Origin of the sequence: Halomonas sp. DP3Y7-2, from assembly GCF_019800795.1 — a bacterium.
Lineage (GTDB): Bacteria > Pseudomonadota > Gammaproteobacteria > Pseudomonadales > Halomonadaceae > Halomonas > Halomonas litopenaei_A.
Genome location: NZ_JAHVKJ010000014.1, coordinates 168742 through 194546 on the forward strand (window position 1 = coordinate 168742; position 25805 = coordinate 194546).

26 protein-coding genes and 1 tRNA gene are annotated in these 25805 nt (G+C 63.4%); 12 read left to right on the plus strand and 15 right to left on the minus strand.

Annotated features, from left to right (window positions below):
- Positions 1-62: 62 nt before the first annotated feature.
- The gene (locus KUV45_RS19830) at positions 63-644 is read left to right on the plus strand and encodes an isochorismatase family protein (RefSeq protein ID WP_222164004.1); all 582 of its coding nucleotides are present in this window, start codon (positions 63-65) and stop codon (positions 642-644) included.
- Positions 645-875: 231 nt separating this feature from the next.
- Here the strand turns inward: KUV45_RS19830 and yaaA are convergent, their stop codons facing one another.
- Together yaaA and KUV45_RS19840 are read right to left on the minus strand one after the other, a co-directional pair.
- A complete protein-coding gene (yaaA, locus tag KUV45_RS19835; RefSeq protein WP_222164005.1) occupies positions 876-1652 on the minus strand; it encodes a peroxide stress protein YaaA in 777 nt (258 codons plus the stop codon).
- 205 nt (positions 1653-1857) lie between these two features.
- Positions 1858-2889, minus strand: a complete 1032-nt coding sequence (locus KUV45_RS19840) for an NADP(H)-dependent aldo-keto reductase (protein ID WP_206940509.1) — start codon at positions 2887-2889, stop codon at positions 1858-1860.
- 248 nt (positions 2890-3137) lie between these two features.
- On the opposite strand from KUV45_RS19840, the gene KUV45_RS19845 reads away from it, so the two are divergent.
- Positions 3138-3683, plus strand: coding sequence for a tetratricopeptide repeat protein (locus KUV45_RS19845; RefSeq protein WP_224852123.1), 546 nt, complete (start codon positions 3138-3140; stop codon positions 3681-3683).
- Positions 3684-3853: 170 nt separating this feature from the next.
- On the plus strand, positions 3854-4354 hold the full coding sequence (locus tag KUV45_RS19850; RefSeq protein WP_206940507.1) for a hypothetical protein: 501 nt from the start codon (positions 3854-3856) through the stop codon (positions 4352-4354).
- 68 nt (positions 4355-4422) lie between these two features.
- On the opposite strand, the gene KUV45_RS19855 is transcribed toward KUV45_RS19850, so the two are convergent.
- From KUV45_RS19855 to KUV45_RS19885, 7 genes are all read right to left on the minus strand, one after another.
- Positions 4423-5391 (minus strand): NAD(P)H-quinone oxidoreductase, encoded by a 969-nt coding sequence (locus KUV45_RS19855; protein ID WP_222164006.1) that lies wholly within the window; start codon positions 5389-5391, stop codon positions 4423-4425.
- Positions 5392-5452: 61 nt separating this feature from the next.
- Entirely contained in the window at positions 5453-6010 is a 558-nt protein-coding gene (locus KUV45_RS19860) for a TIGR00730 family Rossman fold protein (protein WP_206940503.1), read from the minus strand.
- 66 nt (positions 6011-6076) lie between these two features.
- Positions 6077-6598: a DUF501 domain-containing protein gene (locus tag KUV45_RS19865; protein ID WP_206940501.1), complete on the minus strand. Its 522-nt coding sequence runs from the start codon at positions 6596-6598 to the stop codon at positions 6077-6079.
- The gene (locus KUV45_RS19870) at positions 6582-6896 is read right to left on the minus strand and encodes a hypothetical protein (protein ID WP_206940499.1); all 315 of its coding nucleotides are present in this window, start codon (positions 6894-6896) and stop codon (positions 6582-6584) included. Before KUV45_RS19870 ends, KUV45_RS19865 begins: the two co-directional genes overlap by 17 nt.
- 133 nt (positions 6897-7029) lie before the next feature.
- A complete protein-coding gene (gene ybaK, locus KUV45_RS19875) occupies positions 7030-7497 on the minus strand; it encodes a Cys-tRNA(Pro) deacylase (RefSeq protein ID WP_206940497.1) in 468 nt (155 codons plus the stop codon).
- 110 nt (positions 7498-7607) lie between these two features.
- On the minus strand, positions 7608-8018 hold the full coding sequence (locus KUV45_RS19880) for a thioesterase family protein (RefSeq protein ID WP_222164007.1): 411 nt from the start codon (positions 8016-8018) through the stop codon (positions 7608-7610).
- A 73-nt stretch (positions 8019-8091) separates the two neighbouring features.
- Complete coding sequence (locus tag KUV45_RS19885) at positions 8092-8919, minus strand: hypothetical protein (protein WP_222164008.1); 828 nt, start codon at positions 8917-8919, stop codon at positions 8092-8094.
- A gap of 58 nt (positions 8920-8977) precedes the next feature.
- Between KUV45_RS19885 and KUV45_RS19890 the strand changes: the two genes are divergently transcribed.
- Positions 8978-9313 (plus strand): hypothetical protein, encoded by a 336-nt coding sequence (locus KUV45_RS19890; RefSeq protein WP_206940481.1) that lies wholly within the window; start codon positions 8978-8980, stop codon positions 9311-9313.
- A gap of 27 nt (positions 9314-9340) precedes the next feature.
- Here KUV45_RS19890 and KUV45_RS19895 read toward each other — a convergent pair whose 3' ends face one another.
- Positions 9341-9775: a hypothetical protein gene (locus KUV45_RS19895; RefSeq protein WP_206940852.1), complete on the minus strand. Its 435-nt coding sequence runs from the start codon at positions 9773-9775 to the stop codon at positions 9341-9343.
- Between the two features lie 83 nt (positions 9776-9858).
- On the opposite strand from KUV45_RS19895, the gene KUV45_RS19900 reads away from it, so the two are divergent.
- Positions 9859-11043 (plus strand): MalY/PatB family protein, encoded by a 1185-nt coding sequence (locus KUV45_RS19900; RefSeq protein WP_222164009.1) that lies wholly within the window; start codon positions 9859-9861, stop codon positions 11041-11043.
- A 105-nt stretch (positions 11044-11148) separates the two neighbouring features.
- On the opposite strand, the gene KUV45_RS19905 is transcribed toward KUV45_RS19900, so the two are convergent.
- The gene (locus KUV45_RS19905) at positions 11149-12093 is read right to left on the minus strand and encodes a co-chaperone YbbN (protein ID WP_206940471.1); all 945 of its coding nucleotides are present in this window, start codon (positions 12091-12093) and stop codon (positions 11149-11151) included.
- Positions 12094-12400: 307 nt separating this feature from the next.
- Positions 12401-12477 (minus strand) — tRNA-Met (locus KUV45_RS19910).
- A gap of 393 nt (positions 12478-12870) precedes the next feature.
- Here KUV45_RS19910 and phbB point away from each other — a divergent pair.
- Positions 12871-13617 (plus strand): acetoacetyl-CoA reductase, encoded by a 747-nt coding sequence (gene phbB / locus KUV45_RS19915; protein WP_206940469.1) that lies wholly within the window; start codon positions 12871-12873, stop codon positions 13615-13617.
- A 194-nt stretch (positions 13618-13811) separates the two neighbouring features.
- Here the strand turns inward: phbB and KUV45_RS19920 are convergent, their stop codons facing one another.
- Positions 13812-16586, minus strand: coding sequence for a DUF349 domain-containing protein (locus tag KUV45_RS19920; protein ID WP_222164010.1), 2775 nt, complete (start codon positions 16584-16586; stop codon positions 13812-13814).
- Positions 16587-16861: 275 nt separating this feature from the next.
- Here KUV45_RS19920 and minC point away from each other — a divergent pair, with 275 nt between their 5' ends.
- From minC to sbcB, 4 genes are all read left to right on the plus strand, one after another.
- Positions 16862-17626, plus strand: coding sequence for a septum site-determining protein MinC (gene minC / locus KUV45_RS19925; RefSeq protein WP_222164011.1), 765 nt, complete (start codon positions 16862-16864; stop codon positions 17624-17626).
- A gap of 85 nt (positions 17627-17711) precedes the next feature.
- Positions 17712-18533, plus strand: coding sequence for a septum site-determining protein MinD (minD, locus tag KUV45_RS19930; RefSeq protein WP_206940463.1), 822 nt, complete (start codon positions 17712-17714; stop codon positions 18531-18533).
- Positions 18530-18781 carry a cell division topological specificity factor MinE gene (gene minE, locus KUV45_RS19935; protein ID WP_206940461.1) on the plus strand — a complete coding sequence of 84 codons (252 nt, stop codon included), beginning with the start codon at positions 18530-18532 and terminating at the stop codon, positions 18779-18781. Before minD ends, minE begins: the two co-directional genes overlap by 4 nt.
- A 198-nt stretch (positions 18782-18979) precedes the next feature.
- On the plus strand, positions 18980-20470 hold the full coding sequence (gene sbcB, locus KUV45_RS19940) for an exodeoxyribonuclease I (RefSeq protein ID WP_222164012.1): 1491 nt from the start codon (positions 18980-18982) through the stop codon (positions 20468-20470).
- Positions 20471-20619: 149 nt separating this feature from the next.
- Here sbcB and KUV45_RS19945 read toward each other — a convergent pair whose 3' ends face one another.
- Together KUV45_RS19945 and KUV45_RS19950 are read right to left on the minus strand one after the other, a co-directional pair.
- Entirely contained in the window at positions 20620-23556 is a 2937-nt protein-coding gene (locus KUV45_RS19945; protein ID WP_224852122.1) for an insulinase family protein, read from the minus strand.
- Between the two features lie 8 nt (positions 23557-23564).
- Positions 23565-24239 carry an SOS response-associated peptidase gene (locus tag KUV45_RS19950; protein ID WP_206940457.1) on the minus strand — a complete coding sequence of 225 codons (675 nt, stop codon included), beginning with the start codon at positions 24237-24239 and terminating at the stop codon, positions 23565-23567.
- Positions 24240-24428: 189 nt separating this feature from the next.
- Between KUV45_RS19950 and KUV45_RS19955 the strand changes: the two genes are divergently transcribed.
- Positions 24429-25049: a TetR/AcrR family transcriptional regulator gene (locus KUV45_RS19955; RefSeq protein WP_206940455.1), complete on the plus strand. Its 621-nt coding sequence runs from the start codon at positions 24429-24431 to the stop codon at positions 25047-25049.
- Positions 25046-25753, plus strand: a complete 708-nt coding sequence (locus KUV45_RS19960) for a 1-acyl-sn-glycerol-3-phosphate acyltransferase (protein ID WP_308126730.1) — start codon at positions 25046-25048, stop codon at positions 25751-25753. The genes KUV45_RS19955 and KUV45_RS19960 overlap by 4 nt, the downstream gene beginning before the upstream one ends.
- Positions 25754-25805 lie beyond the last annotated feature (52 nt).

The window sequence follows — 25805 nt, forward strand, 5'->3', positions numbered from 1 at the left end:
TCCATTCTAGCGATAACGAGCGTCGCGGGAAGCCGTGTACAACGAAAAGGCGAGGAGAGAGTATGCTGATCGAGCGTAGCGATAGTCTACTACTGGTGGTCGACGTACAGACGGCCTTGATGCCGGTGGTGGCGAGGGGCGACCAGGCGATCACCGAAATTGGCTGGCTGGCAGCCGTGGCGGAGCGCCTGGAGGTTCCGGTGTGGGTGACCGAGCAATACCCCCAGGGGCTGGGGACGACGGAGCCGCGCCTGACGTGCGCCCTGCCACAGAGCGCGCGCTGGTTTACCAAGAGCCACTTCAACGCCTGTCGAGAACGCGAGGTGGCGCAAGCCCTTGAGGCGGCAACGCCGCGTCAGGTGGTGATCGCCGGAGCCGAGGCCCATATCTGTGTGCTGCAAACGGCGCTCGGACTGTTGAAGCAGGGGGTCGAGGTATTCTGGCTGGTCGAGGGTTGCGTCAGCCGGCGCGGGGAGGAGGCGAGACTTGCCGGCGAGCGGGCCCGTCAGGCCGGCGCCCACTTGGTCAGCGCTGACATGGTCGCCTACGAGTGGCTCGAGCGCTGCGATGACCAGGCCTTTCGTGAGGTGCATCGTGAATTGCTGCGACCCAGGGCGTCGCGGCCGCTGCGACTCGGGACCTGAGAATCCGGAGCTGAGGACCTTGAACCGAGGATGGTGACTAGAGTCTCTTGAAGACAGGGCTTTGAAGACAGGGCTTTGAAGACAGGGCTTTGAAGACAGGGCTTTAAAGACAGTGCCTTGGTAGAGAGGGGGCGGAAAACAGCCCCTGAAACTGGGCCCTTGAAAAAAGATCCGGTAAGCCCTCCCGGAAGAGGGCTTGTCATGCCGGGCCCCGGCGCTTCGGCCGCTGCCTCAGGCGGGGGTGTCGCGGGTGAACACCAGGGTGTTGCCCTCGGATTCGGCGGCGCTGAAACGGTAGCCGGCCACGTTGAAGTCCTTGAGGCCTTCCTTGTCATCCAGGCGCTGCTGAATCATCCAGGCGGCCATCAAGCCACGTGCCTTCTTGGCGTAGAAACTGATGATCTTGTACCGATCGTTTTTCCAGTCCTTGAACACCGGTGTGACCACGTCTGCGTTGAGGGTCTTGGCGTCGATGGCCTTGAAGTACTCGTTGGAGGCCAGGTTGACCAGCACCGGGGAGCCACTGCGCGTGACTGCGGCATCCAGCTCGGCGGTCAGCAGTGGCTTCCAGAACGCATAGAGGTCCTTGCCGCGCTCGTTGGCAAGCCGAGTGCCCATTTCCAGTCGATAGGGCTGAATCAGGTCGAGCGGGCGCAACAGGCCATAGAGACCAGACAGAATCCGCAGATGCTCCTGAGCGAAGGCATTGTCGTCATCGCTGAAGGTGTCTGCCTGCAAGCCGACATAAACGTCGCCCTGAAAGGCTTGGGCCGCGACCTTGGCGTTGTCCGGCGTGAAGGGTGTCTGCCACTGACCAAAGCGCGCTGCATTGAGGCCAGCGATCTTGTCACTGACTCCCATCAGCTCCGAGATCCTGGCCGGGCTGTAGTCCCGCAGGATGTCGATCAATTCGCGAGAATGCTCGAGATAGTCGGGCTCCGTCCAGGTGGCAGTGGTGGCCGGGGTCTCGAAATCCAGCGTTTTGGCAGGTGAGATCACGCTCAGCATGGGCGGGCTCCTGGGGTCGTTATAGGCCGTCAATCAAAGAGGGGTAGTGTATCAAGCCCCGGCGAAGGCCGGGGCTATGATGCAGATAAGGCCAGAGTATCAGGCTAGCTGGCTCACGCCCTTATGCCTGGGACGTCATGGCAAGGGCGTGCGCCAATGGTGTGTCGAAGGAAAGTCGCAGCTCACGACAAAGCCTAGGCCTTGATCAGGGGCTAGGGTTCGGGATCCGCTGGTGGATCGCCTCGATGCCCTCCAGCACTTCTTCCGACAGTGTCAGTGCCTCCGAGGCCAGGTTGCTCTCCAGCTGATCCATGGTGGTGGCGCCGATGATGTTGCTGGTCAGGAAGGAGCGGGAGTTGACGTAGGCCAGTGCCATCTGGCCCGGGTCGAGGCCGTGCTCGCGTGCCAGCGCCACGTAGGCTTCGGTGGCGGCCGTGGCCTGTTCGGAGCTGTAGCGGCTGAAACGGTCCCACAGCGTCAGGCGTGCTCCCTCGGGGCGAGCGCCGTTCAAGTACTTGCCCGTCAGCACGCCGAAGGCCAAGGGAGAGTAGGCCAGCAGGCCCACCTGCTCGCGCTGGGCAATCTCCGCCAGCCCGACTTCGAAGGTGCGGTTGAGCAGGCTGTAGGGGTTCTGGATCGATGCCACCCTGGGTACGCCGAGAGTGTCAGCCAGCTTAAGACAGCGCATCACCCCCCAGGGCGTCTCGTTGGACACGCCAATGGCACGTACCTTGCCCGCGTCGACCAGTTCTTTCAGGGCTGACAGCGTTTCCTCTAAAGCGGTGGCCTGCTCGTCCTCGTCGTGGGTGTATCCCAGGCGGCCGAAGAAGTTGGTGGAGCGATCAGGCCAGTGCAGCTGGTAGAGATCGACGTAGTCCGTGTTCAGCCGCGACAGGCTGCCATCGATCGCCTCGTGCAGGTGCTGGCGGTCCAGGCGAGGGCCGCCGCGGATATGGCTGATACCGGGGCCTGCGGCCTTGGTGGCAATCACCACGTCATCGCGGCTCTGGCGGCCCTTCAACCAGGAGCCGATGTAGGACTCGGTCAGCCCCTGTGTCTCGGCCTTGGGTGGCACCGGGTACATCTCGGCGGCGTCGATGAAATTGACCCCAAAGGCCACGGCTCGGTCGAGCTGGGCGTGGGCTTCTGCTTCCGTGTTCTGTTCGCCGAAGGTCATGGTGCCAAGACAAATGCGGCTGACGTCGATACCGGTAGTGCCGAGAGGGCGGGTCTGCATGGGAGCTCCTTGTGTCGGTGCGTGCACAATGGCACGACCGAACGGTGAATGCTGCATAGCACCGAAATGTTACCTTTGCCCGATATACGTCGCCACCCTCAGGGGTTGAGTCCTCTTCGGGCCAGGCGTATGCTTGCCAACCCGTTGCCCCGGAGGAGTCCGTGGCACCGCAGATTGAACCAGAAGAGCGCCCGTGACACAGGAGGTGTCCGGTCCGACTTCCACGCTTTGGATTCAAGGTTGTTGCCATGCAGCAGGCATCGTCACTGAAGACGCGGCTCGAGTATCGTCTGGCCCAGCAGTTGTTTCATACCCGCTGGCTGCCCCGCTCGCCGCGAACCCAGAGGCTGACCATGCGTCTGTTTCAGCGTTGTGCGGACGCCGGCCATCCGGCGGCTCTATCCCTTTATGGGCACATGCTGTTTCACCGGTCACGGGCTCCCCAAGACAAGGCACGTGGCGCCCGCTATGTGCTTCAGGCCGCTCACGGCGGAGACGCTCGCGCCCAGTATCAGGCCGGGCAAATCCATGAGAATGGGTGCGCCCTGTATCCCGCCCGTCACGACCATGCCGTCACCTGGTACGCCAGAGCCGGCGAGGCCGGTCATGCGCTGGCCGCCGCGCGTCTTGAGCGGGCCTACCGCCATGGAGAGCTGTCGCTGCCCGTTGATCGGGAGCGCGCTGACTACTGGGCATCCTTGGCCCGCCCCGGCCAGGCTCCGGCGACAAGCGACGGTGGAGACGATGTCGCTACCGCTTCGCTGGACAAAGCAGAAGGCCAGCAGCGACACTAGGGTGATCTAGCGCGACCACGGGTTGCGCGCGGGTCCCGGTAAGGCCGATGCGAGCGGCGGTTCAGGCTACCCTGACCGCCGCTGACAGTTTGGGCGTCGGGAAGGGTTTTCGTTGTCGGATAACGTCGAGTCGGCGTTTCGGCCGGCAGTCACTTCGAGGTTCTCAGCCTGTGGCGTTACCGACTCTGCTCGATATCGAGGCGTCTGGTTTCGGGCGCGGTAGTTATCCCATCGAGGTTGGGCTGGCCCGCCCTGATGGCAGTTGCTGTGCCTTTCTCATTCAGCCGCTTGATGAGTGGACCCATTGGGATCCCAAGGCCGAGCTGTTGCATGGCATCTCCCGCGCACGCTTGCAGCGGGAAGGCTACCCCGTGCGGCACGTGGCGCGCTGGCTGAATGATGAGCTGCATCAGGTGGGTATCGCCTATAGCGACAGCTGGGGCTATGACAACACCTGGCTGTCACTCCTCTTTCATCATGCCGGAATGATCCCCGCTTTCCGTCTGGAAGCCTTGAGGCGTTTGCTGGACGAGGCCCAGATGGCCATGTGGAGCGACGTCAAGGAAGCGATGATTGCCGAGCAGGGTATTCAGCGTCACCGAGCCGGTGACGACGCCAAGCTGCTGCAGATGACCTTTGCACGGACCCAGGCGCTCAGTGCGCGACGCTGAGCGCTGGCGTCAGTCAGACAGCTTGTCCACAGTGGCCAGTCAGTGACTGTCTGTGGACAAGTCGTGTTTCAGAGCTCGGCCACCTGGAGCAGCACCTTGCCGGTGTTGGCGTTGGCGTCGACGTGGCGATGGGCGGCCTCGACTTCCTGAATGGGCCATTGGGCATCAATCTGCGGTATCAGATCCCCGCGCTCTATCCTGGGCCACACGTGGCGTGCCAGCTGATCCAGTATCTTGCCTTTGGCCTGGGGGGATTTGGCGCGCAGGGTGGAGCCGATCAGGCGCTGGCGTTTCATCAGCATTCGCCCTAGATCCAGCTCGGCGTGGCGCCCTCCCATCAGGCCGATGAGCACCAGTCGGCCATCGGCGGCGAGCACGCGCTGGTTGTCTGCCAGATAGCTCGCGCCTACTGGGTCGAGAATCACATTGATTTCGCCAAACGCCTTCACCGCTTCGACAAAACTTCCGTGATGACGATTGACCCCGGACTTGGCGCCCAACGCGAGGCAGTGCGCCAGCTTGTCGTCGCTGCCCACGGTGACAAAGCAGGGGTGGTCGAACTCTCGGCATAGCTGAATGGCGGCAGTACCGACGCCGCTGGCGGCCGCGTGGATCAGCACGCGCTCTCCCGGCTCCAGCGCCCCCTCCATGAACAGGTTCAGCCAGGCGGTGGCATAGACCTCCGGCAAGGCAGCGGCCTCGCGCAGGTCCACACCGGCCGGAACGGGCAGGACCTGGCGCTCGTCGACGCACACGCGCTCGGCATAGCCACCGCCGGCCAGCAGGGCACATACGGGCTGTCCACGTCTGAGCTGCTCGACGTCGGGACCGACGGCTGCCACGCGGCCACTGACCTCCAGCCCCAGCACGCTGGAGGCCCCCTCAGGGGGAGGATAGTGCCCGGCGCGTTGCATCAGGTCGGCGCGGTTGACGCCGGCCCAGGCCACCTCGATATGCACCTCTCGACCTTGCGGTGGAGCGAGATCCTGGCTGCGTTGCCACCGTAGCTGGTCGCCGTCTGGTTGAATGGCGTACATGTGACATCCTCCTTGTCGGTGTTCAGTGGTGGCGCAAGGCGCCGAGCCGACGGCTCCGCGGTCAGCCCGGCAGATGGGCCAGCCGTTGCTCCAGTCGGTCCAGTAACTCGTCCGGGGTAGCGGCCGTGACCAGCGTCTGCAAGGTACGGGCGTCCAGGAAGCCCTGGGCAACGCCGGCTTCCAGAAAGTCCAGCAGCGGACGGTAGAACTGGCAGCTATCCAGGATGCCGATCGGTTTGGCGTGCAGTCCCAGGTAGTGCCAGGTCCAGGTCTCGAAGAATTCTTCCAGCGTGCCGATGCCACCAGGCAGCATGACGAAGGCGTCGGCACTGGCTGCCATCTGAGCCTTGCGCTCGTGCATGTCGGCGACCCTGATCAGCTCGCTGAGACCCGTGTGGGCCAACTCTCGATCCACCAGGTGATGGGGCATGACGCCAACGACCTGGCCACCGGCGTCCAGCGCTGCATTCGCCAGCGCCCCCATCAGGCCGACGCTGGCGCCCCCGTAGACGAGTCCATGTCCGCGCTCGGCCAGGCGACGGCCAAACACGCGTGTGTCGTCGATAAAGCGTGGATCCTCTCCCTGGCGCGAGCCGAGATAGACGCAGATCTGGGCCATTTGAGGCCTCCCTGAGGTAATGATGGGGTCGCGAGGAAGGCCCGAGATGAGGCACGGGCCAGGGGATTACGGCAGCAGGTCGATGATGCCGTAGTGCTCGTCGACCCATTGTCCGATCACATTGTGGCCGCACAGGTGGTGGGCGTACTGCGTGTGCAGGCAGCGAACCTGGTCGTGGTTGGCGATGCCGCCGATTCCTCGCTCGCGCAGTACCCGGTCATAGCCCAGGCGCTCGACCTCGGCGCGCTGGGCGTCGCTCATCAGCGCCCAGCGGGTGTCGATGTAGTCCTGGTGGCTGGCGTGATAGGCCGCGCGAAATTCCTCGTCTTCCTGCAGGCGCGCTTCCAGCGACTTGATCACGCCGGCGGCTTCGATTCTCGACAGCTCGACCTTGAGCAGGTCGGAGCTCAGCCAGAACAGGGTCGGGAAGGGCTTGCCATCGACGATGGGAGCCATGCGCAGGACCAGAGGAGTGCCTTTGCCGTCGGTGGCCGCCAGGGCCTCGATGCCGCGAGGCTCGCGTCCCAGCTGCTCGGCGATGATGGCCATCTGGGCAGCGTCGGGGGTCGTGTCAGGATGGATCACCATCGGGGTTGTCTCTTACAAATTTGGTGGAGCGGCCCACGGCACGGAAGAACGCGCGATTGAGCTGTTCCGGGGTGGGTACATAGGCATGTTCGCGCTCGAGGTACTCGCTGCCTCGTGCGATCAGAACGTCGTAGAGTCGATTGAAGGGCGCATCATAGTCGTAGGGATCAGCACCGAACAAGCGGATGTGCGGGTAGTCCGCGAAGCGCTCGAGAAAGAAGGTCTCGAGGCTGGTCTCAGCCGCGCGGTGGCGCACCTTATCGTCCGGATCGAGCCAGAGGGTATAGCGGATCGCCATGCAGTGCATCCTAGTTGACGTTGCGCCAACCTAGCATTTTTTGCGCCTTAGACCCAGCGTATCAGGACCTCCGCCATCGCCTGGCCGCCGCGCCAGACCCCGTGGCTGCGGATAGCGCACTAGTGGCAACGGACTAGCGCAAGAGCGGAGCCACGGTTGCCCGCGTCAACACCACCAAGTCCTCCGGGGCCAGGCAGATTTCAAGGCCCCTACGTCCTCCGCTGACGTGCATCTGGGGCAGCCTCTGGCAGCTGTCGTCGATGAAGGTAGCCAGGCGCTTCTTCTGCCCAAGGGGACTGATTCCCCCGACGATATAGCCCGTGGCGCGCTCGGCGTCGGCGGGGTCAGCCATGCTGGCCTTGCGGGCGCCCGCCGCGCGGGCCAGCGCCTTGAGGTCGAGCTTGGCAGAGACCGGGACGATGGCCACTACCAGTCGATGGCCGTCCAGGTTCGCCAGCAAGGTCTTGAACACACTCTCGGCGTCTAGCCCAAGCTGTTCGGCGGCCTCTTCGCCGTAAGCCGCCGAGCGGGCATCGTGTTCATAGCTCAGTACGCTGAAGTTGACCTTGGCCCTTTCCAGGGCCTTGATGGCGGGGGTCATGGCGATGAAGGTTCCTTGGGGTGGGGCAGGCAGGCCATTATCCGCGAGGCCAGGCGAACGGCCAACCGTACCCTTATCGGATGATCTGGCCTGCCATCGGGGCAACGTGCTCAGGCTTCGGTCATTGCCGCCTCGTGCAGGTGTTCCATCAGCGCCTCACGCAGCGCGCCGGTAATTGGTACCGACGCCTTAGTGTGATGGTCGAAATGCACCAGCACGGTATGGCCGATGTTGGTCATGACCCCTTGCTGGTGCGCTTCCTGGGTCACGGTAAAGGAACTCTTGCCGAGTCGCGACAGATAGGTGCGGATCTCGATGTCGTGACCGTAATGAAGCTCAGCCCGGTAGTCGATCTCCATGCGCGCCATGATCAGCCGCCATTTGGCGGGATCCAGGTCTGGAGTGAACAGCCGGAACAGCTCGTTGCGGGCCAGCTCGAACCAGGCCGGCAGGCGTGTGTTGTTAATATGGCCGAGGGCATCAGTGTCGTAGAAAGCGGGCTCGATGGTGCGGGTCAGCATGGACATTCTCACGTGCAGGAAGGTGTGCTTCAGGATTGACCCAAGCAAGCGCTAGGTCAAGCCCGCTTCCAGGTCACGACGTGCGCTGCTGGCGCCGACGATGGCGGCGAGCTGCCCACCACTGTTGCAGTCGCATCCAGCCCAGCAGCCACAGCGTGGCGGCGACGAAGCCCAGCAGCGTGCCCTGCCAAAGTCCCATCGTCGCGTAGGTCAGCGATACCACCAGGGCATAGCACAGCAGTGAGCCAAGACCGGCAGGGTAGTGCTTGATGACCGTGGCCACTGGAGCGGTACCCTGGGTCAGGTGCAGAATCACCAGAAAGGGGTACATGGTCACCGGGAAGGCGGCCATGACCCCGGCCCAGGCGCTGGGAACGGCGTGGGCAAGACCGGTGATCAGGAAAATGATGGCGGCAGCGAGCCCAGCCCGGAGTGCCAAGGCAGGCCAGGAAAAGCCACCCTTGGGACTGGCCTTGATGTCCGGGACCCCGCGATAGAGCCAAGTGAATAGCGCAATGGCGACGAGGGTGATCAGGGTTCCGCTGATGCGATTGAGGTCGAGCTGGGTCAACAGACTGCTGGCGGCCAGCCAGGCAACGAGCCCTCCCGCAGTGCCCGTCAGGACTCCTTTGAGGCCATCCCCACGGGCCGCGAGCAGGTAGCCGCCGCCCAGCGCCAGGGTGGCCGTGAAGCCTGCCAGGGTATGCACGGCGCTATCAGCGGCAAACTGGGGGGAAAGCTCCAGCCCGATAAAGAACAGGGCGATGGCCGTGCCCAGGGGATAGCCGGAGAGCAGTCCAGCGACGCGAGTGCTGACTCTTTCGGCGATGACTGACAGGCCGAGCACGACGCCGATGGAAATGAGCAGCTTGGCCAGCTGCCAATGGAAGGGAACGTCCATAAGAAAAATGCGATCCTTAAGCTATCGTTAAAGCATGATGCCGATCCGGGAGGTCGACATGACAGAGCTGTCGCCGCCGCCGCGCCCCGAATGTTGCGAGCTGTGTGAGCGAGCCGCGCCCTTGACCAAGCACCATTTGATCCCGAGGTCACTACACGGCAAGGCGCGCTATCGACGGCGGCACGACCGCGTCGAGCGACTGACGGCCATCCTGTGGGTATGTCATGGTTGCCATCGCCACTTGCATGCGGTGCTCAGCGAGAGGGAACTGGCGGACCATTATCGCAGTCGAGACGCGCTGCTGGCACACCCTGATATTCGTTCCTTCGTCGAATGGCTGGCGACCAAGCCCGCTGGATTTCGGCCGAAGCGACCGACCCGGCGGCGGCAATGATCTGGTCGCGACGGCGACGCGGCGGGGTTATACCAGGCGCAATCCCTGACGGTCCGTCCAGGCTGCTGTCAGGGCCGGTGCCAGGGATTCCCGGAGGTGCTCCGGCAACGCATCCAGGGCCTGGTCGCGGCTGGTGAATTCACGATTGCGCAGCCAGCAGTAAGCCCATGCGCAGGCCTCGTCTTCATCTCCTGGCGTCGGGCGAGCGGGCATCTGGACCAGCAGGAACAGCGCGGTGCGCACCGCCCAGTGAGGGGGAAGGTCCTCGTCCTGGCGGTCTGCCCACAGAGCAAGCGTCGCGCCGTCGGGAGTTTCGCCCGGCTCGCCGAGTCCCGCCACCCTGGCCGTTTCGGCCAGGATCAATGCCAGTCGATCGGGATCACCGCGACCCAAGGCCAGCCATTGGCCAATCAGCGCCGGCATTCCGCGACACACCTTGGCGAAGAATCCGTGATGCGGCATGGTGCTTGTCATGGAAAATGCGTCCTTCAAATACTTGGCCAGGGTAACCTGGTAATCGAACAGCCATCGTCAGGGAGATGACCATGAACTTCGATTTTGCCACGCCGATTGATCGACGGCAGCCCCGGGATGCCGATCAGTGCCCGCCGTGGCCGTCACAGAAGTGGCATCGCTACGCCGATGACGTGCTGCCGCTGTGGGTGGCCGATATGGATTTTCGTTCACCCCCTGCGGTGATTGATGCCCTGTCAGAGCGCGTCGGTCACGGGGTCTACGGCTACGGCAAGGTGCCAGAAAGCCTCGAGCAGGCGCTGGTCGACTGGAGTCGCGAGCACTACGGCTGGGAAATCTCCCCCCGCTGGCAGCACTGGTTGCCGGGGGTGGTGCCTGCCCTTCATCTGGCGAGCTTGGCATTTACCGAGCCAGGCGATGGGGTGCTGACGATTACCCCGATCTATCCTCCTTTCCTGCAGGTGGCCGAACGAACCGGTCGCCTGGCGCAGCAGGCCGAGATGACGCCGCCGACGTCTGCGGAACAGGCCTGGACGCTGGACCTGGATGCCATCGAGGAGGCCATCACCGAGCGCACACGACTGCTGTTATGGTGCCATCCCCATAACCCCACCGGGCGCCAGTGGCGACGGGAAGAGCTCGAAGGCCTAGCAGCGCTGGTAGAGCGCCATCAACTGATCGTGGTGTCCGACGAGCTGCATTGCGATCTGCTGCTTGAAGACGGGGCGCGGCACGAGCCACTGGCGGCCGCACTGCCGCAGCTTGCCGAGCGCACCGTGACGCTGTGGGCACCGTCCAAGACCTTCAATCTGGCGGGACTCACCGCTGCCTGCGCGGTGATACCCGATGGGCGATTGAGGCAGCGTTTTCGTGATCGGGCAAAAGGGCTGATGCCGGACGCCAATGTGTTGGGACTGGTAGCGGCAGAGGCCGCCTATCGTCACGGCGAGCCCTGGCGCCAGGCGCTGCTGGAAGTGCTTCGAGAAAATCGCCAGCAATTGGCCGAACATGTGGCCGGCTGGCCGGGCGTGGTCTGTGCGGCTCCGGAATCTACCTATCTGGCGTGGCTGGACCTGCGGCAGTCGGCGCTGTCGGGCCAGGAGTCACCCGCCAAGGTGCTGCTCGAACGCGCTGGCGTGGCGTTGTCTGACGGGGCCGACTTTGGCTGGCCGGGCTTTGTCAGGCTCAACTTTGGTACCACCGCCGCCCAGCTGGGTGAAGCCTTGGCGCGGATGGATCGTGTGCTCGCTGGCTGACCATGTCGGCAGCCGTGCACCCGCTAAATGCCAGCAGGGCCCATCAAGGGCCCTGCTGGTGGTTGCTGGCAGACGCTGCCGGGTGAGGGGGGTGGTATTCAGCCTTCAGTACAGCAGGGCGAACAGCTTGCGCCGGTAGCTGACGGTCAGCGGATGGTCTGCCCCCAGGGCGTCAAACACCCGTAGCAGGGTCTTGCGAGCCAGGTCATCGCCGTATCCACGATCACGCTTCATGACCGTGAGCAGTCCTTCCAAGCCGTTCTCATAGTCACCGTCGGCGACCTGGCGCAGGGCTCTCTGGTAGTGGGCTTCACTGTCATCGCGCCCTTCCAGAGACGCGAGTGTGGCCGCATCGGGGGCTTCCTCGCTGAACTCGATGCTGGCACGAACGCCCCGGGCTTCGGGGCCGTCGCGATCCTCTGGCGCTAGGGCGTCGAGCAGCTGGCGTGCCTCGTCATTGCTGCCCTCTGCGACCAGAACCTTGGCCAGCTGGATACGATAGGCCACGTGGTCAGGATATTGCTCGCTCAGCTCCTGGTAGATGCCGCGCGCCGTCGCGGTATCGCCGGACGCCAGGGCCTGCTCTGCCTGTTCCTCGGGACTTGCGGGGGCATCTTCGGGAGCCGGAAAGTAGCGTGCGAGCCACTCACGGATGTCCTTTTCAGGCAGCGCACCCTGGAAGTGGTCGACCAGGCCGCCCTGGCTGATCAACTTGACGTCGGGCACCGAGCGCACGCCCAGCTGGCCTGCGATGTCCTGGTTGTCGTCGATGTTGAGCTTGGCCAACAGAAAGGTGCCGCGGTACTCGCGCGTCAGCTTTTCCAGCACCGGCATCAGGTTCTTGCAGGGTTCGCACCAGGGGGCCCAGCAGTCGAGGAGGATCGGCACGCGCATGGACAGTTCCAGCACCTGCTGAATATTGCTGCGATCAACGTCGAAGATCAGATCGCTGTCGGCCGGCCCCTGGGTAGCGGCCTCTGCTTGGCCAGCGCTGTGCTGGGCGGGTTCGGTGCTCAACGGCTCGCCGGTGCGCGGGTCGACGATTGGCATGGGGACGCAACCTTGTCTGATAAGTGGATAGAGCTAAGAGATGCGGTCGCTGGTCGCCGACTTCAAGGCCTGTCGCAAGGCCGTTGATGAGCGCTATGCGACTAAAGATGGAGGTCAAATGGGACTTAGTCTTCTGCTAAATAGACCCATGTTTCGCGTGGGGCGGCATAACACTCGCAGCCGAGTGAACGTGCGTGTCGAAGGATGGGGCTGCGCCGGCCCGGTGTCCGATCAGCAAGGCGTCGAGATAGCAGTGGCGAACAAGAAAACGGGGCAATCTCAAGAGATTGCCCCGTTTCATGATGTTTGGTAGCGGGGACCGGATTTGAACCGATGACCTTCGGGTTATGAGCCCGACGAGCTACCAGACTGCTCCACCCCGCATCAACGAGGACGAAGTATACGGATTTTTTGGCCCACGTCAACCCTGTGCGAATTCGCGTGAGATGGCTCGTACCGGTTGAGCGCAGTGGTCCATACTGGGGGGGCTGTCATGGAAATGTCAGTGGCGGACGCTAGCCTGAAGATGACCGTCGGCTTGCCCCGAGGCGTGTGACGTCCACGACGTGTTGCGCGTCATCCGTGACAGGGCTGTCGTCAGGTGTCAGGTTGGTGGCAGGTGGGCGCAACGTGGCAGGAGGCCACGCGCGATGCCTCGACACACTGTGATGAGGATCGTCTCCCGCCGATCCGTCCCAACGTGCTTGCTACAACGTGCTTGTTACAACAAGGTCCGTCGGCAAACGGCGGAAGCATAGACAATCAGGGAGGTCGTCAATGACTCAGCAAAAGCCCGTCGCATGGGTCACCGGTGGCACAGGTGGTATTGGAAGTGCCATCTGTCGCGAACTGGCGGATGCCGGTTATCAGGTGCTGGCCGGTTACAACAACCCCGAGAAGGCCAAGTCCTGGTTGGAGGCTCAGAAGTCTGATGGTTACGACAATATCGATGTTGCCGGTATTGATCTGACCGATTTCGAGGCGTGCCAGAACGGTGTAAAGAAGATCGAGGAGCAGTATGGTCCGATCGCGGTGCTGGTGAACTGCGCTGGCATCACCAAGGACGGCACCATGAAGAAGATGTCGCCCGATCAGTGGAACCTGGTCATCGACACCAATCTGAATAGCGTCTTCAACACCTGCCGTAGCGTCATCGAGAGCATGCTCGAGCAGAATTACGGCCGCATCATCAATATTTCGTCCATCAATGGGCGCAAGGGGCAGTTTGGACAGGTCAACTACTCCGCCGCCAAGGCGGGTATGCACGGTCTGACCATGGCGCTGGCCCAGGAAACCGCCACCAAGGGGATTACCGTCAACACCGTCTCTCCTGGCTATATCGCCACCGACATGATCATGAAGATTCCGGAGAAGGTGCGTGAGGCGATTCGCGAGACGATCCCGATGAAGCGCTACGGCACGCCGGAAGAGATCGGGCGCCTGGTCAGCTTCCTCGCCAGCAAGGACAACGGCTTTATCACGGGTGCCAACATCGACATCAATGGTGGCCAGTTCATGGGCTGAACCCTCTCGTGTCGGAGCCTGGCAGGCTCCGACGTCATTTGGGCGGTCGGCCATGTCGTCGACGACAACCCGCGAACGCCAATGACAGAGCGGCAACAAGAGAAAAGCGAGGCGCAAGCCTCGCTTTCCTGTTGCTGGGCGCTGGAGGGGGGGCTGCGACGTCGCCTTGTCTCCCCGAACTTACCGCAGCGCTATCACGGCGGCGGCAGCTGGCGCAGCCCATCAAGCAGCGCGTCCAACTCCTGAACCTCCTTGTCCCACAGCTGGCGGGATACCGGCCCGGTGGCCAGCAACCCACACAGTACCGACAACAGTTCTTCCTCCCGTGCGGGCATCTGGCCAAGACTGTCGTTGAGACGGTCTACCTGGATGGCCAGGCGCAGGGGTTCGTCATGCTGGCCGATAGGTTGGCCCGCCAACAGCGCCAGGTGAACGCGCAACCGCGCCAGCCGCTCGGCGACGCTGTCCAGAGAGTCCGGGGAGCGGCGTGCGGCATTGCGTTCGGCGTGTGCGGTGGCCAGTTCATTGGGGAGCGTCAGCGTGTCGGGAATCAACACATCCCCGCACTGCTGTCCGGCGAGACAGGCATCGTCGGCTTTCAGGTGCTCCAGGATAAGCGGCTTGAGCTGGTGCCAGCGGCTGACCGTTTCTGCTACTGCGATGCGTTCAAGCCGCTCGCGGCGAGCGCGGACGATGCCCGTCCAACGTTTACGCATTCCCTCGCTGCGTCGTCCCGAGGGCAGCGGTTCCAGAGCGTTGGCTTCGTCGACGGCCTTGTCGAGCCAGTCCTCCTCCTCACTGCTGGTCGGTTGCCAGGCGTCGATGCGATCGATCAGCGCCTGCATGCGATCCAGTCGATCCTTTGCTCGCTGAGCCCGGTCGTCTCGTTCCGCATCGCGCTGGGCAAAGATCTGATCACATAGCTGGCGGAATTCGCGCCACAGGGTCTGCTCTTCACCCTTGGGTGCGCGCCCGAGTTCGCGCCAGCGCTGTTGCAATGCCTTGGCCTGTTCGCCCCGTTGGCGGGCGGCCAGTGACGTCTCCAGCAGCGACCTGGCCTGGTCGATAAGCGCGCGCTTAGATTCGGCAATCTCGTTGGCACGACGATCGATCAGCGCCTGCAGCTGATGACGGATGCGGCCAAACCGCCGGCCGATAGCCTCGGCTTGATCCCGGGGCACCGGGGCAGTGCGTCGCCATTGATCGCGGGCGTGTTCGCGAATGTCCCGCAGGGCATCTGGGTCGGCGTGGTGAGAGGGCTGCGCCAGCAATGCTTCGAGCTGTTCGCACAGGGCGACGCGCTCAGCCAGGTTGGCCTCCCTCAACTGCTGCTGCTGTTGGCGCCAGCCAGCCAGGGACTCGCGAATGCGGTCAGAGGCGGCACGAAAGCGCTCTGACTGCTCCTTGTTGGCTGCGGCATCGGCCAGGGCTTTCCATTCCTTGACCAGCTGGCGGTGTCGGCGGTCCCGATCCCGATCGCTCAGGGTGCTGTCCTGCTCCAGAGCCTCGATGGCCTGGCACAGTTGCTCACGTTTGGGGCCTGCGACGAAACCGCGCCAGTCGCGTAGTTCTGCCAGCCTGGCACCCAGGCGCTTGAGCCGGCTTCGTTCCGACTCGGCTGAGGCGGGCAGGGCCTCGGCCAGGTGACGCAGGCGTTGATGCAGTCGGCTGGCCCCCTTGAAGGAGCCCTCATCCAGCAGCGCGTCAAGGCGGTCGAGTTCTTCAGCGAAACGTGCCAGCTGCTCTGCCGACGGCGCCGGGGCGGCCAGGTCGCGCTCCAGCCGCAGGTAGTGACGAGCCCGTGCGAGCCGCGGCTCTGGCGGCAGGTTATCAGGCCAGCGGCAGGCCTCCACGAGCTGTCTGAGGGTGGCTTCGTCGCCGCTCTTGATGGCCTCTTCCATTGCCGGAGAGCGCTCCACCAGGCGCTGATACGCCTGGTTGATGTTGTCAAAGGTCTTCAGGGCGGCGTCGTAGCGCTGGCGCAGCGCGTCGTCGGCCAGGTGAATCTCCGATAGCGCCTGCCAGCGGCTGGCCAGCAGCTGCTTCTGTGCTCGCAGGCTGGCCAGATCCTGCTCGCCCACATGGTCGCCCTGATACAGCGCGGACAAACTCTCTTCCAGCGCCATGACCAGCGCTTCGCGATCGTGGTCGGCCTGCTCGCGGCGCTGTCGATCGGCACGCAGCGCATGCTCCTGGGCTTCGTGATCGTGGATGACCTTGCGACAGCGTAGACAGGCTTCCTGATAGCGCCTTTCCTGCTGGTCCTCGGGCAGATCGGGCAATTTGAGCCACTCGCGCTCCAGATGGCGGAAGCGACCGGCATATAGCGGCTCCCAGGCGGCCCGAGCATGCTGCTCCAGACTCTGCAATAGCTGCTCGCGTCGCTCCTTCGCCTCGGCCACGGCGTCAGCGTCGGCGCGCAGGCGTCCTAGCCGTTCCTTGGCATTGCGGGCGACATGGCGATCACGGCGAGCTGCCTGCACCAGCTGCTTGAGCCCCTCTTCGGACGTCACTCGCTCGGCGGCAGCGTGGCGCACAGCGGCGATGCCGTTGTCGCAGGCCTGGCGGATCAAGGCCTGTTCGTCATCGAGTCGAGCCAGGGCACTGAGCCGAAGCTGCTGGTTATCACCCTGGAGGGCAATTTGCTCAAGCAGCTGGGGATCGTCCAGGCCGTCTACCACACGCTGGCGCTGGCTGAGCTCGATACCGCCCTGGCGGCCGATCAGCAGGCTGATCAGCTGGCGGTCGAGTTCGCGGGAGCCATGACGCGCTCTCAGTGCCAGCAACTGCTGCGGGTCTTCCAGGCGTGCCACGGCTGCCTGCCGAACCTCGGGTTCCGGGTCCTGCACAAGGGTTTCGAGCGCATCGCGCTGGCCATGGGGGTCGAGCCGCTCGGCAGCATCGCGTCTTACCTTGGGATCGGGGTGTCGCCAGCGAGGCGAAAAGAGTCGGCGGAGGAGTCCAGACATGGGGCTTCCTGAAGAAAAATAGACGGTGACGAGACTGCCTCATCATCTTGTTGTAGCGACCGGCTTGTCATGGCAGCCCTGGGTGCCAGGCGTGGAAGACGGTAGAGATCAATCTAAGCATGCGCGCCAGCATCAGAAAAGGTCTCTGCCGAGGCGTGTGGCTGATTGGAGACACTGACAAGGACCCGTTAGAGGCTTATGATCGGTTGCAGGACCGGGTGCTCTGGCATAGCTTGAGAGCAATCCCCGACCAACACCCGACGTGGAGTTCGGCAATGAGCCTCAAAGTGGACAGGGACAGCATGGCGTTTACGTTCAAGGGCGGGATGCTGCCCATGACGGTGATGGAGCTTTCCAGCGCCGATCCCGAGGAAATTCGTGATCAGCTGGCGGGCAAGTTATCGCAGTCGCCTGCTTTCTTTCAGCATACGCCGGTAGTGCTCAGTGTCGAGAAGCTCGACGAGCCGCACCTGGCACTGGAGCGCATCTGCGCCGTGTGTCGCGCGCACAAGCTGCTGCCGGTGGCGGTACGCGGGGGCACTGACCCGGTCAAGCAGTCGGCATGGGCACTGGGCCTTGGCTGGTTTCCTCCCCAGGACGCGGCGCGGGCACGCACGCTGGAAAGCGTGCCCACCCAGGATGACGAGCCCGAGGTGGCGGACAGCGAGGTCGCTGACATCGCGGCCGAGGACGTCACGACGGCGTTGCCCCGTGGCGGACGCGTGTTTCGTGGCACCGTGCGTTCCGGCCAGCAGATCACTGCTCCCGATGGCGACCTGACCGTGATTGGCGCCGTCAACGCCGGTGCCGAAGTACTGGCGGCGGGCAATGTTCACGTTTATGGCGCGCTGCGAGGACGGGCGCTGGCGGGCATCCATGGGGATCATCAGGCAGGCATCTTCTGCCGTGAACTGCACGCTGAATTATTGTCCGTCGCGGGCAACTACAAGCGTCTTGAGGACATTGATCCTCAGCTGCTGGGGTCATCGGTGCAGGTAGTGCTGAGTGACGACCAGCTAGGGATTACCGCGCTCAAGTAGGCCCACGATGGCATGAACCGTTAATGGCCTGGCCACCCGAGTGGCCACACAGGACCAACAACATTACGACGACAGGATGCGACACTTGGCCAAGATCATCGTTGTGACCTCCGGAAAAGGTGGGGTCGGCAAGACAACCAGTGCGGCAGCCATAGCGACTGGCTTGGCGCTGCGAGGCAACAAGACCGTGGTGATCGACTTCGATGTCGGTCTCCGAAATCTGGACCTGATCATGGGCTGCGAGCGCCGTGTGGTCTATGACCTGGTCAACGTCATTCAGGGCGAGGCAGGTCTCAATCAGGCGCTGATCCGCGACAAGCGGGTCGACAACCTGCATATCCTGCCGGCCTCACAGACCCGGGACAAGGACGCTCTGACCCAGGAAGGGGTCGAGAAGGTGCTCGAGACCCTGACCAAGGATTTCGATTACATCCTGTGCGATTCGCCTGCCGGGATCGAGCGCGGTGCTCAGCTGGCCATGTACTTCGCCGATGAGGCGATCGTGGTCACCAACCCTGAAGTCTCGTCGGTACGGGACTCCGATCGTATTCTCGGCCTGCTGTCGTCGAAGACGCGGCGCGCGGAGCAGGGCAAGGACCCGATCAAGGAACACCTGCTGATCACCCGCTACAACCCGGGTCGTGTCGATCAGGGGGACATGCTCAATCTTGATGATATTCGCGAGATCCTTGCCATCGATCTGGTCGGGCTGATTCCCGAGTCCGAGGCCGTGCTGCGGGCGTCTAACCAGGGCGTTCCTGTGACCCATGACGATAGCAGCGATGCTGGCCAGGCCTACATGGACACGGTCAGCCGCTTGATTGGCGAAGACGTGCCGCTGCGCTTCCACGAATACCAGAAGAAGGGGCTGCTGAGCCGTATGTTCGGAGGGGGAGGTCGCCGGTGAAACTACTCGATTTCCTGAAGCGAGAACGCAAGAAGTCCGCGTCTGTCGCCAAGGAGCGGCTGCAAATCATCGTCGCCCACCAGCGTAGCCAACGGGGCCAGCCCGATTTCCTGCCGATGCTGGAAAAAGAGCTGCTGGAAGTCATCCGGCGCTACGTTGAAGTGGATGACGATGCGATCAATATGTCGCTGGACAGCGAAGACAACTGCTCTGTGCTTGAGCTTAACGTGACGCTGCCCCGCAGCTGAGCCTGCGGAGCCCGCCATCGGCGGGCAAGCGGTTGCGGCGAGTCGCTCTGGCGAGCGGCTCGCCGTTTGCGTTTGATGGCGCCGACAACTGCCCCGATCCAGTGCGACGCGTGGAGATGGGTGGTTATCTGGCTGAGTCAGGCGCCTGCCTGTGCTAGGCTGGCGGGCTCAAGCAGCCCGCGTGGAGACACTATCGCCATGGCGCAGCCGAAAGCCGCTCCGCTCACTTTCCTGTGGCACGACTACGAGACCTTTGGTGCCGATCCTCGGCGTGATCGCCCCTCGCAGTTCGCTGCTATCCGTACCGATGCCGAGTTCAATGAAATAGGTGAACCGGTGGAGCTGTTCTGCAAGCCTGCCGATGACGCTCTTCCCCATCCGATGGCGTGCCTGATTACCGGAATCACGCCTCAGCAGGCCCGGCGCCAGGGCCTGCCGGAGGCCGAGTTCGCGGGTGCCATTCAAGATGAGATGAGCGTGGCTGGCACCTGCGCGGTGGGTTACAACAGCCTGCGCTTCGATGATGAAGTCAGTCGGCATCTGTTCTATCGCAACCTGCTGGACCCCTATGCCCGAGAGTGGCAGAACGGTAACTCACGCTGGGATCTGATCGATGTCGTAAGGGCGTTTCACGCGTTGAGACCTGAAGGTATCGAATGGCCGACCCGGGAAGATGGCAGTCCCAGCTTTCGCCTCGAGGACCTGACCGCCGCCAATGGTATCGAGCATGTAGGCGCCCATGATGCTCTGGCCGATGTGCGCGCCACCATTGCCCTGGCGAGACTGCTGCGCAACGCCAATGCCAACCTGTTCGACTACCTGCTGTCATTGCGGGCCAAGCGCGAAGTGCGCAAGCGCCTGGATGCGACCCAGCGCAAGCCGATCGTGCACATTTCACGTCGCTACCCGGCCAGCCGCGCCTGCGGGGCTCTGGTGCTGCCTCTGGCTGAACATCCCACTAACCCCAACGGGATCATCGTCTACGATCTGTCGTTGGATCCAGAGGATCTTCTGCGGCTATCACCCCAAGAGATTCGTGCCAGAGTGTTTGTCAGCAACGACGACCTGGCGGAAGGAGAAAGCCGTATCCCGCTGAAGGTGGTGCACATCAACAAGTGTCCGGTGATCTTCCCTCCCAGCGCGCTCAAGGACGTGTCGGGTCCTCAGCAGGGAGAATACGGCGATATCGTGGCACGTATGGGCTTGGACATGGAGGCCTGTCGTGGTCACTATCAACGTCTTTCCCGCGATCCGGATATCGCCGCCAAGGTCCAGGAGGTGTTTGCCGAAGGGCCGCCGGAGCCGCCGCGCGATCCTGATCTAATGTTGTATTCCGGTGGGTTTTTCTCACCGGCAGATCGACAGCAGATGGAGCGGGTGAGGGCAGCTAATCCTTGGGATCTGGTCGATGCCCATTTTGCCTTCCAGGATCCACGTCTGGAGGAAATGCTGTTTCGCTACCGTGCGCGCAGCTACCCCGACACCCTGACGGGGGAGGAGCAGGCGCGCTGGGAGAGTTTCCGCTGGGAACGCATGAACGATGCCGCGCTGTCGAGCCTGACTCTGAAGGACTTTGCGCGGGAGATCGAGCGTCTCAATCAGACCTCGCTGAGTGATCGTGAGCGTCAGGTCCTGGAGGAAATGGTGATGTTTGTGGAGTCCATTATGCCGGCACAGGCGTTCGGATAACGGCGACGTCGCAACCGGCGACATCACGCGACCGGTGGAGCTATCTGTGCCATCAAAACGCCCGGCCTGGACGTCATCCTCCGAGCCGGGCGTTGTCGTGTCTGACGGTGACGCTGGGCGCGCCACCGCCATGTCAGCGGCCTGTCAGGTCAGGGGGTGTCGACCTTGACCGCCTGGGCGGACTCCTCTTCGCCGCGCGGCGATAGCGGTGCCTCTTCGTTCCCCGGCAGCACTTCCAGCTCGCCCTTGAGCGCCATGATATCGCTGGGAGTGGCGCCCGGATCGAAGGCGACGTCCACCACCGCGTTGTCGCGCAGTGCCTGCCAGCTAGGCAGCAGGTCGGCAAGCGTCACGTCCAGCACCGCTGCTGCCAGGCGCTCACGGCGGTCGAAGTGGGTATCGCCGAAGGATAGTGCACGCCACAGCCGATTGGTGCGCTCTTCCAGCCCGGCATCGCGCTGGGTAATTTCGTCATGGACCGCTTGACGGTAGGTGGCCAGGGTCGCTTCGTCGAGTCCCTCAAGCTGGGCGGGGACCTGGTCAAGAAAGTCATCGACGTGGGTTTTCAGCTCCTCGCTGGGGGTCGAGGGGGACTGCACCAGCAAGCTGATGCCGGGTGCATGCAGAAGCGGGGAATAGCCCGCATTGACGATATAGCCGAGCTGCTGCTCGGTGCGCAGTCGCTGGTAGAACGGGGTTTCCAAGAGCTTGCCGAGCACCGCAATGCGAGCCTGGGTAGGCAGGCTTTGATCGGGTCCTTGCAGGTAGCGCAGCAGTAACGACTCTTCGCGCTCCGAGTCGGGCGTCAGGCTAGGCAGGTCGGTGGCCTTGAGCACTTCTAGATCGGCGATGGCGTCAGCACCAAGGCTGGGTTCGAGGGCTTCGATGGCGAGTGAGGCTTCTTCTTCTGCGAGGCTGCGAGAGAGGTTGCCGACAGCGAGAAGCTGCAGGTGGAGCTCGCTCAAGAAGAGATCGCGATAGTCGCGCAGGTCCTGCGGTGTGACCTCGGCCAGCGACTCGAGCAATACCTGGGGCGACCACTGCGGGCGGATCAGCGCCTCGGACAGGGTGCGTTGTCCCTGGTGGTAGAGGGGATCGCGAGGGGCGTTACGCCATTCACGCTCCAGCCCGAAGCGGACCCGCGCGACGCTGTCATCTTCGATGCTGCCTTGCTTGAGCTGGTCGATGACCTCGGCCATGACGCGATCCTGCCGGTCGCGCCAGCCGGTAAAGGACAGGGTCATGCCGCGAGAGTGGGCGTAGGCTTCATACTTCTGCCCGGCCAGCCGCGCCGCGTAGAGGCGTTCATTGAGGCTGTCATTCAGCCAGCCCGCCAGCAGTTGCGTCAGCACCGCCTGGCGTGGCGTCTGGCTGGCGCCTGGATGCTGAAGGCTAAAGCGCCAGGACGCCTTTGGCGTGTCGAACTCGGCGTCCGCCTTGTACCACGCATCCGCCTGATCGGTGTCGGTGATGAGAGTGGGTCGTTCGGCGTGATCTTCCAACAGGGCAAGATCTTCGGCGATGAACGGGTTAGGAGCGGGCAGCGCCAGGCCGTCGAGCGGCTCCGCCGTCGACGTCGGCAGCGCTACCTGCTGCCAGCGGGTGTTGTAGTAGGTGGTGCGTTGCTCGCCCTCCACCTCTGGGCCGCTGTACAGCCGAATCATGTTGTCAGGACGCAGCGCGCCAAGCCATTGTCGAACCTCTTCGACGTCCAGCCCATCCATGCGGTAGCCGGCGCGATTGACGTCTTCCAGCGGGTAGTGCGTCAAGCTGATGGACAGGCGCATGGCCTCATCCAGCGCATCGCCGTGCTGCTGGAACTGGAACGCTTGTTCCGAAAGACTGGCCTGTTCGTCATAGCGATCATCGCTGACGCCCTCTTCGCGAATGCGCTCGATGGCGGCAAACAGGCTGGCCTGAATGCGCTCGAGCTGCTGGCGGCCTTCCGGTGTCAGGCTGATATCCACCGCCAGCAATGCATGCTGGCCATCACCGCGGGTCACTCCCGCTGACAGGCCATCGGCCCAGCCAGCATCACGCAGTCGACTCAGCAGGCTGCCGGGCCCCTCGTGGCCGATCAGGTTGGCAATATAGCTGGCGGGCTTGCGCTGATAGCTGAGGACCGGGTCGGGTACCGGAAACAAGAAGCTGACGCGACGGGCGTCACGCAACGAGTGGGCCTCCGCCGCCAGCGGCAGTTTGGCCGTATCCACCAGCGGTGTGGTGATCTCGGGCGCCGTCAGGCCGCGATTTGGCACCTCAGCGAAGCGCTCTGCCACCATCCCCTGCAATTGATCGAGGGGCATCGGCGCGACCACCGCCAAATGCATGACGTTGGCGCCGTAGTGGTTCTGGTAGAAGCTCATGACCCGCTCTCGCAGGCTTGGCTCGCCCTCGGGGCGCTCTGCCAAGGTGTCCTTGCTGCCGACAGAGAAGCCAACGGTCGGGTTTGCCGGGTTAAGCAAGCCGTCGAGTACCTCGTTCTCACGACGTTCATCGTCGCGCAGCCGTGCCTGGTACTCGGAGTGGACGACATTGCGCTCACTGCCTAGCTGGTCTGCATTGAACAGCGGGTCGACGAAGAATCGGCTGAAGCGGTCCAGGGCGCCCTCAAAGGCGTCCGCTTCCACATCAAAGAAGTAGTTGGTGTTGAGCGACGCAGTGAAGGCGTTATGACGGCCACCGTGGCGACTGATGTAGCCCTGGTAGGCGTCTGCTTCAGGATAGGCCTCGGTGCCGAGAAACAGCATGTGCTCCAGCAGGTGAGCCAGTCCCTGCAGGTCGTTTGGATCCTGGGCACTGCCGACGGAGACGTTCAGCGACGCGGCGGCCTTGTCGGCCTCCGGGTCACTGACCAGCAGCACTTCGAGTCCGTTGTCGAGGGTCAGGACGCGATAGTCCCGGTCATCGTGAGGGCTGACGATGGGCGAGGTGGCCGCCGCAATGGACGTGGTGGCGGTAGCTGTCTCGGCGCTGCTGGACGGGGGAGCCTGATCCCCCGGAGCAGCCTGTGCCATGGGTAGCCAAATGCACGCCAGGGCGGTGGCGAGGCAGGGGGCGCCTCGCCTGATACGGATCGAAGCCATCACGTCTCCTAAAGTGTCTGTCGCCACATCTGCCCGATGGGGTGGGCGCAGGACGGATCCTGTTCCAATGGATTGTTCACTCGTCTTGATACCGGAAAAGCGCCCAACAGTTCCCCGGGAGGCGTGCGCAGCATCTGTTCCAGCGGCTCGCTGTCGCTGGCCGGGTCGAGCCAGGCCCGCGCCTGGTGCCGTTCGATGATGGCCGGCACGCGGTCGGTCAGCGGAGTCAACAGCTCGGGGCTGGGAACGGTGATCAAGGCGAACGAATCTGTATAGTCGGTCAAGGTAGTGTGAAACCTACACCAAAGCCCCGCCAACAGCAGTGGTCCCCGGTCCGCCCGGGTGATCAGAAAAGGCTGCTTGTAGTGGGGGCGGGGTTGCCAGGCATAGGCGCCGGACGCGGGCACCAGACAGCGCCGTGCCCGGAAGGCGTCGCGAAACATCGGCCGGGACTCGAGGCTTTCGGCGCGGGCGCAGTGCGGCGCGTGGTCGAGGACCTTGAGCCATGGCGGTGTCAGGCCCCAGAAGCCGGTGCCCAAGGTAAAGCGCCCTGCCTCCAGGCGGATGATCGACAAGGGGCGCCTTGGTGCCATGTTGACGCCGCTGATGGCCTGCACCGGTGCATCGAGGTCATCGAGCGCATGTTCGATGGCGCGAGCGGGGATATAGAGGCGGCCGGTCATGAGGACTCCTGCGATCTGGACGGTCAGCCTACCCAAGAGCTAGACGCCGCGAAAGTCTCGTTGACTGTGGTGAGCCGTGCATACCTCAACGTTCTGTCGAAAACAGTGTTCGATTAATGTATGCTCAGGAAAACGCCGCTTACCCAAGGTCGCCGATGCTCGGCGCGAGTGATTCAGCGAGGAAGAGCAATGGCTCGTCCCAGACAGCACGCCCCCGAGGAGCTCCATGCCCAGGTGATGGCCGCCTGTGATGCCTGGCTGGCAGATCAGCCCGTGCATGCGCTGTCGCTGCGCTCGCTGGCACGCGAGGTAGGCTGTGCACCAAGCACCTTGCTCAAGCTTTACGGCAGCTTCAACAACCTGTTGCAACACGTCAATGTCGAGAGTCTTGCTCGACTGCGCACGGTGATGGAGCCGCTGCTGGTCGATACCACCGAGCCGGAGGCGCGCCTGCGCGCCCTCGCCCAGGGGTATTGGACTTTCGCCCGGGAGGACGCGCATCGCTGGCAGCTGATGTTCGACTATCCCCTGGCCCAGGAAGGTGAGCTGGATCAGCGTCAGACGGACATGATCGGCGCGCTCTTTGCGCGGGTCGAGGACACCTTGACCGAGTATCAGCCGGGTCTTCAGACCATCGAGGCCCAGCGCCTGGCCCGTACCCTGTGGGGCAGCGTGCATGGACTGGTTCAGCTGGGATTGAATGATCGACTCGGCTATTCCCAGGGCGGCGCCTTTGAAGTCGAGGAGCTGCTGGATCAGCTGCTATCCACCACCCTGGCGGGCCTTACGCAGACGAACAGGGTGTCGTGATCGAAATCTTCCTTTGGGGCCTGGTTGGCCTTATTGCCTGTCTCGCCGTCTGGCGCTTCTCTCGGACCCCCGCCGTCTACATCCGACGCCTGGTCTTTGCTCTCATCCACCTGCTGTATCGGCTTCGCTTCCAGGGGCGACGCTTCGTTCCTCCCCGTGGACCCGCCTTGGTAGTGTGCAATCACGTCAGTTTCATGGATGCCCTGGTGATGGGGGGCGGGAGCCCTCGGCCCCTGCGCTTCTTGATGGACCGGCCGATCTACGAGTCGATCTGGCTCAACTGGCTGTTCCGCATGGTGGGTGCCATTCCGGTGGAGTCGGATCGTCGCGACCCCGGCAACGTGCGGCGCGCGCTTGATGAAGTCAGTCGCGCGCTGCGCAATGGCGATGTGGTGATGCTGTTTCCGGAGGGGCGGCTTACCTCGGACGGCGAGATTCGGACCTTTCGTCGAGGATTGGATCTCATTCTGGCCAAGGATCCGGTGCCGGTGATACCGGCGGCGCTGTCCGGCCTATGGGGGTCATGGACCTCCAATCGGCACGGCAAGGCGCTGGCCCATCTGCCCAGACGCTGCCGCGCCCGCGTCGCGCTGTACTTCGGAGAGCCCGTGCCCCCGGGGCATGCCAGTCGCCAGCTGCTGGAAGCCCAGGTGCGTGAGTTGAAGGCCGAGGCCGACCGTTGGGTCGAGACAGGCAAGCCGTAGGGCGGCCGCCCTCCATCGGCGCTGAGCGGTCGCCCTCCATCGGAGCTCGCTG

Excerpts from the sequence above, each read along its gene's own strand:
- KUV45_RS19920 (WP_222164010.1), bottom strand. The coding sequence starts at position 16,586 with ATGTCTGGACTCCTCCGCCGACTCTTTTCGCCTCGCTGGCGACACCCC.
- minC (WP_222164011.1), top strand. The coding sequence starts at position 16,862 with ATGAGCCTCAAAGTGGACAGGGACAGCATGGCGTTTACGTTCAAGGGC.
- KUV45_RS19955 (WP_206940455.1), top strand. The coding sequence starts at position 24,429 with ATGGCTCGTCCCAGACAGCACGCCCCCGAGGAGCTCCATGCCCAGGTG.
- KUV45_RS19945 (WP_224852122.1), bottom strand. The coding sequence starts at position 23,556 with ATGGCTTCGATCCGTATCAGGCGAGGCGCCCCCTGCCTCGCCACCGCC.
- KUV45_RS19840 (WP_206940509.1), bottom strand. The coding sequence starts at position 2,889 with ATGCAGACCCGCCCTCTCGGCACTACCGGTATCGACGTCAGCCGCATT.
- phbB (WP_206940469.1), top strand. The coding sequence starts at position 12,871 with ATGACTCAGCAAAAGCCCGTCGCATGGGTCACCGGTGGCACAGGTGGT.
- KUV45_RS19830 (WP_222164004.1), top strand. The coding sequence starts at position 63 with ATGCTGATCGAGCGTAGCGATAGTCTACTACTGGTGGTCGACGTACAG.
- KUV45_RS19905 (WP_206940471.1), bottom strand. The coding sequence starts at position 12,093 with ATGCCAATCGTCGACCCGCGCACCGGCGAGCCGTTGAGCACCGAACCC.
- sbcB (WP_222164012.1), top strand. The coding sequence starts at position 18,980 with ATGGCGCAGCCGAAAGCCGCTCCGCTCACTTTCCTGTGGCACGACTAC.
- KUV45_RS19885 (WP_222164008.1), bottom strand. The coding sequence starts at position 8,919 with ATGGACGTTCCCTTCCATTGGCAGCTGGCCAAGCTGCTCATTTCCATC.
- KUV45_RS19880 (WP_222164007.1), bottom strand. The coding sequence starts at position 8,018 with ATGCTGACCCGCACCATCGAGCCCGCTTTCTACGACACTGATGCCCTC.
- KUV45_RS19900 (WP_222164009.1), top strand. The coding sequence starts at position 9,859 with ATGAACTTCGATTTTGCCACGCCGATTGATCGACGGCAGCCCCGGGAT.
- KUV45_RS19865 (WP_206940501.1), bottom strand. The coding sequence starts at position 6,598 with ATGGTGATCCATCCTGACACGACCCCCGACGCTGCCCAGATGGCCATC.
- KUV45_RS19895 (WP_206940852.1), bottom strand. The coding sequence starts at position 9,775 with ATGCCGCATCACGGATTCTTCGCCAAGGTGTGTCGCGGAATGCCGGCG.
- ybaK (WP_206940497.1), bottom strand. The coding sequence starts at position 7,497 with ATGACCCCCGCCATCAAGGCCCTGGAAAGGGCCAAGGTCAACTTCAGC.
- KUV45_RS19860 (WP_206940503.1), bottom strand. The coding sequence starts at position 6,010 with ATGGCCCAGATCTGCGTCTATCTCGGCTCGCGCCAGGGAGAGGATCCA.
- yaaA (WP_222164005.1), bottom strand. The coding sequence starts at position 1,652 with ATGCTGAGCGTGATCTCACCTGCCAAAACGCTGGATTTCGAGACCCCG.
- KUV45_RS19890 (WP_206940481.1), top strand. The coding sequence starts at position 8,978 with ATGACAGAGCTGTCGCCGCCGCCGCGCCCCGAATGTTGCGAGCTGTGT.
- KUV45_RS19855 (WP_222164006.1), bottom strand. The coding sequence starts at position 5,391 with ATGTACGCCATTCAACCAGACGGCGACCAGCTACGGTGGCAACGCAGC.
- KUV45_RS19845 (WP_224852123.1), top strand. The coding sequence starts at position 3,138 with ATGCAGCAGGCATCGTCACTGAAGACGCGGCTCGAGTATCGTCTGGCC.
- KUV45_RS19950 (WP_206940457.1), bottom strand. The coding sequence starts at position 24,239 with ATGACCGGCCGCCTCTATATCCCCGCTCGCGCCATCGAACATGCGCTC.
- KUV45_RS19870 (WP_206940499.1), bottom strand. The coding sequence starts at position 6,896 with ATGGCGATCCGCTATACCCTCTGGCTCGATCCGGACGATAAGGTGCGC.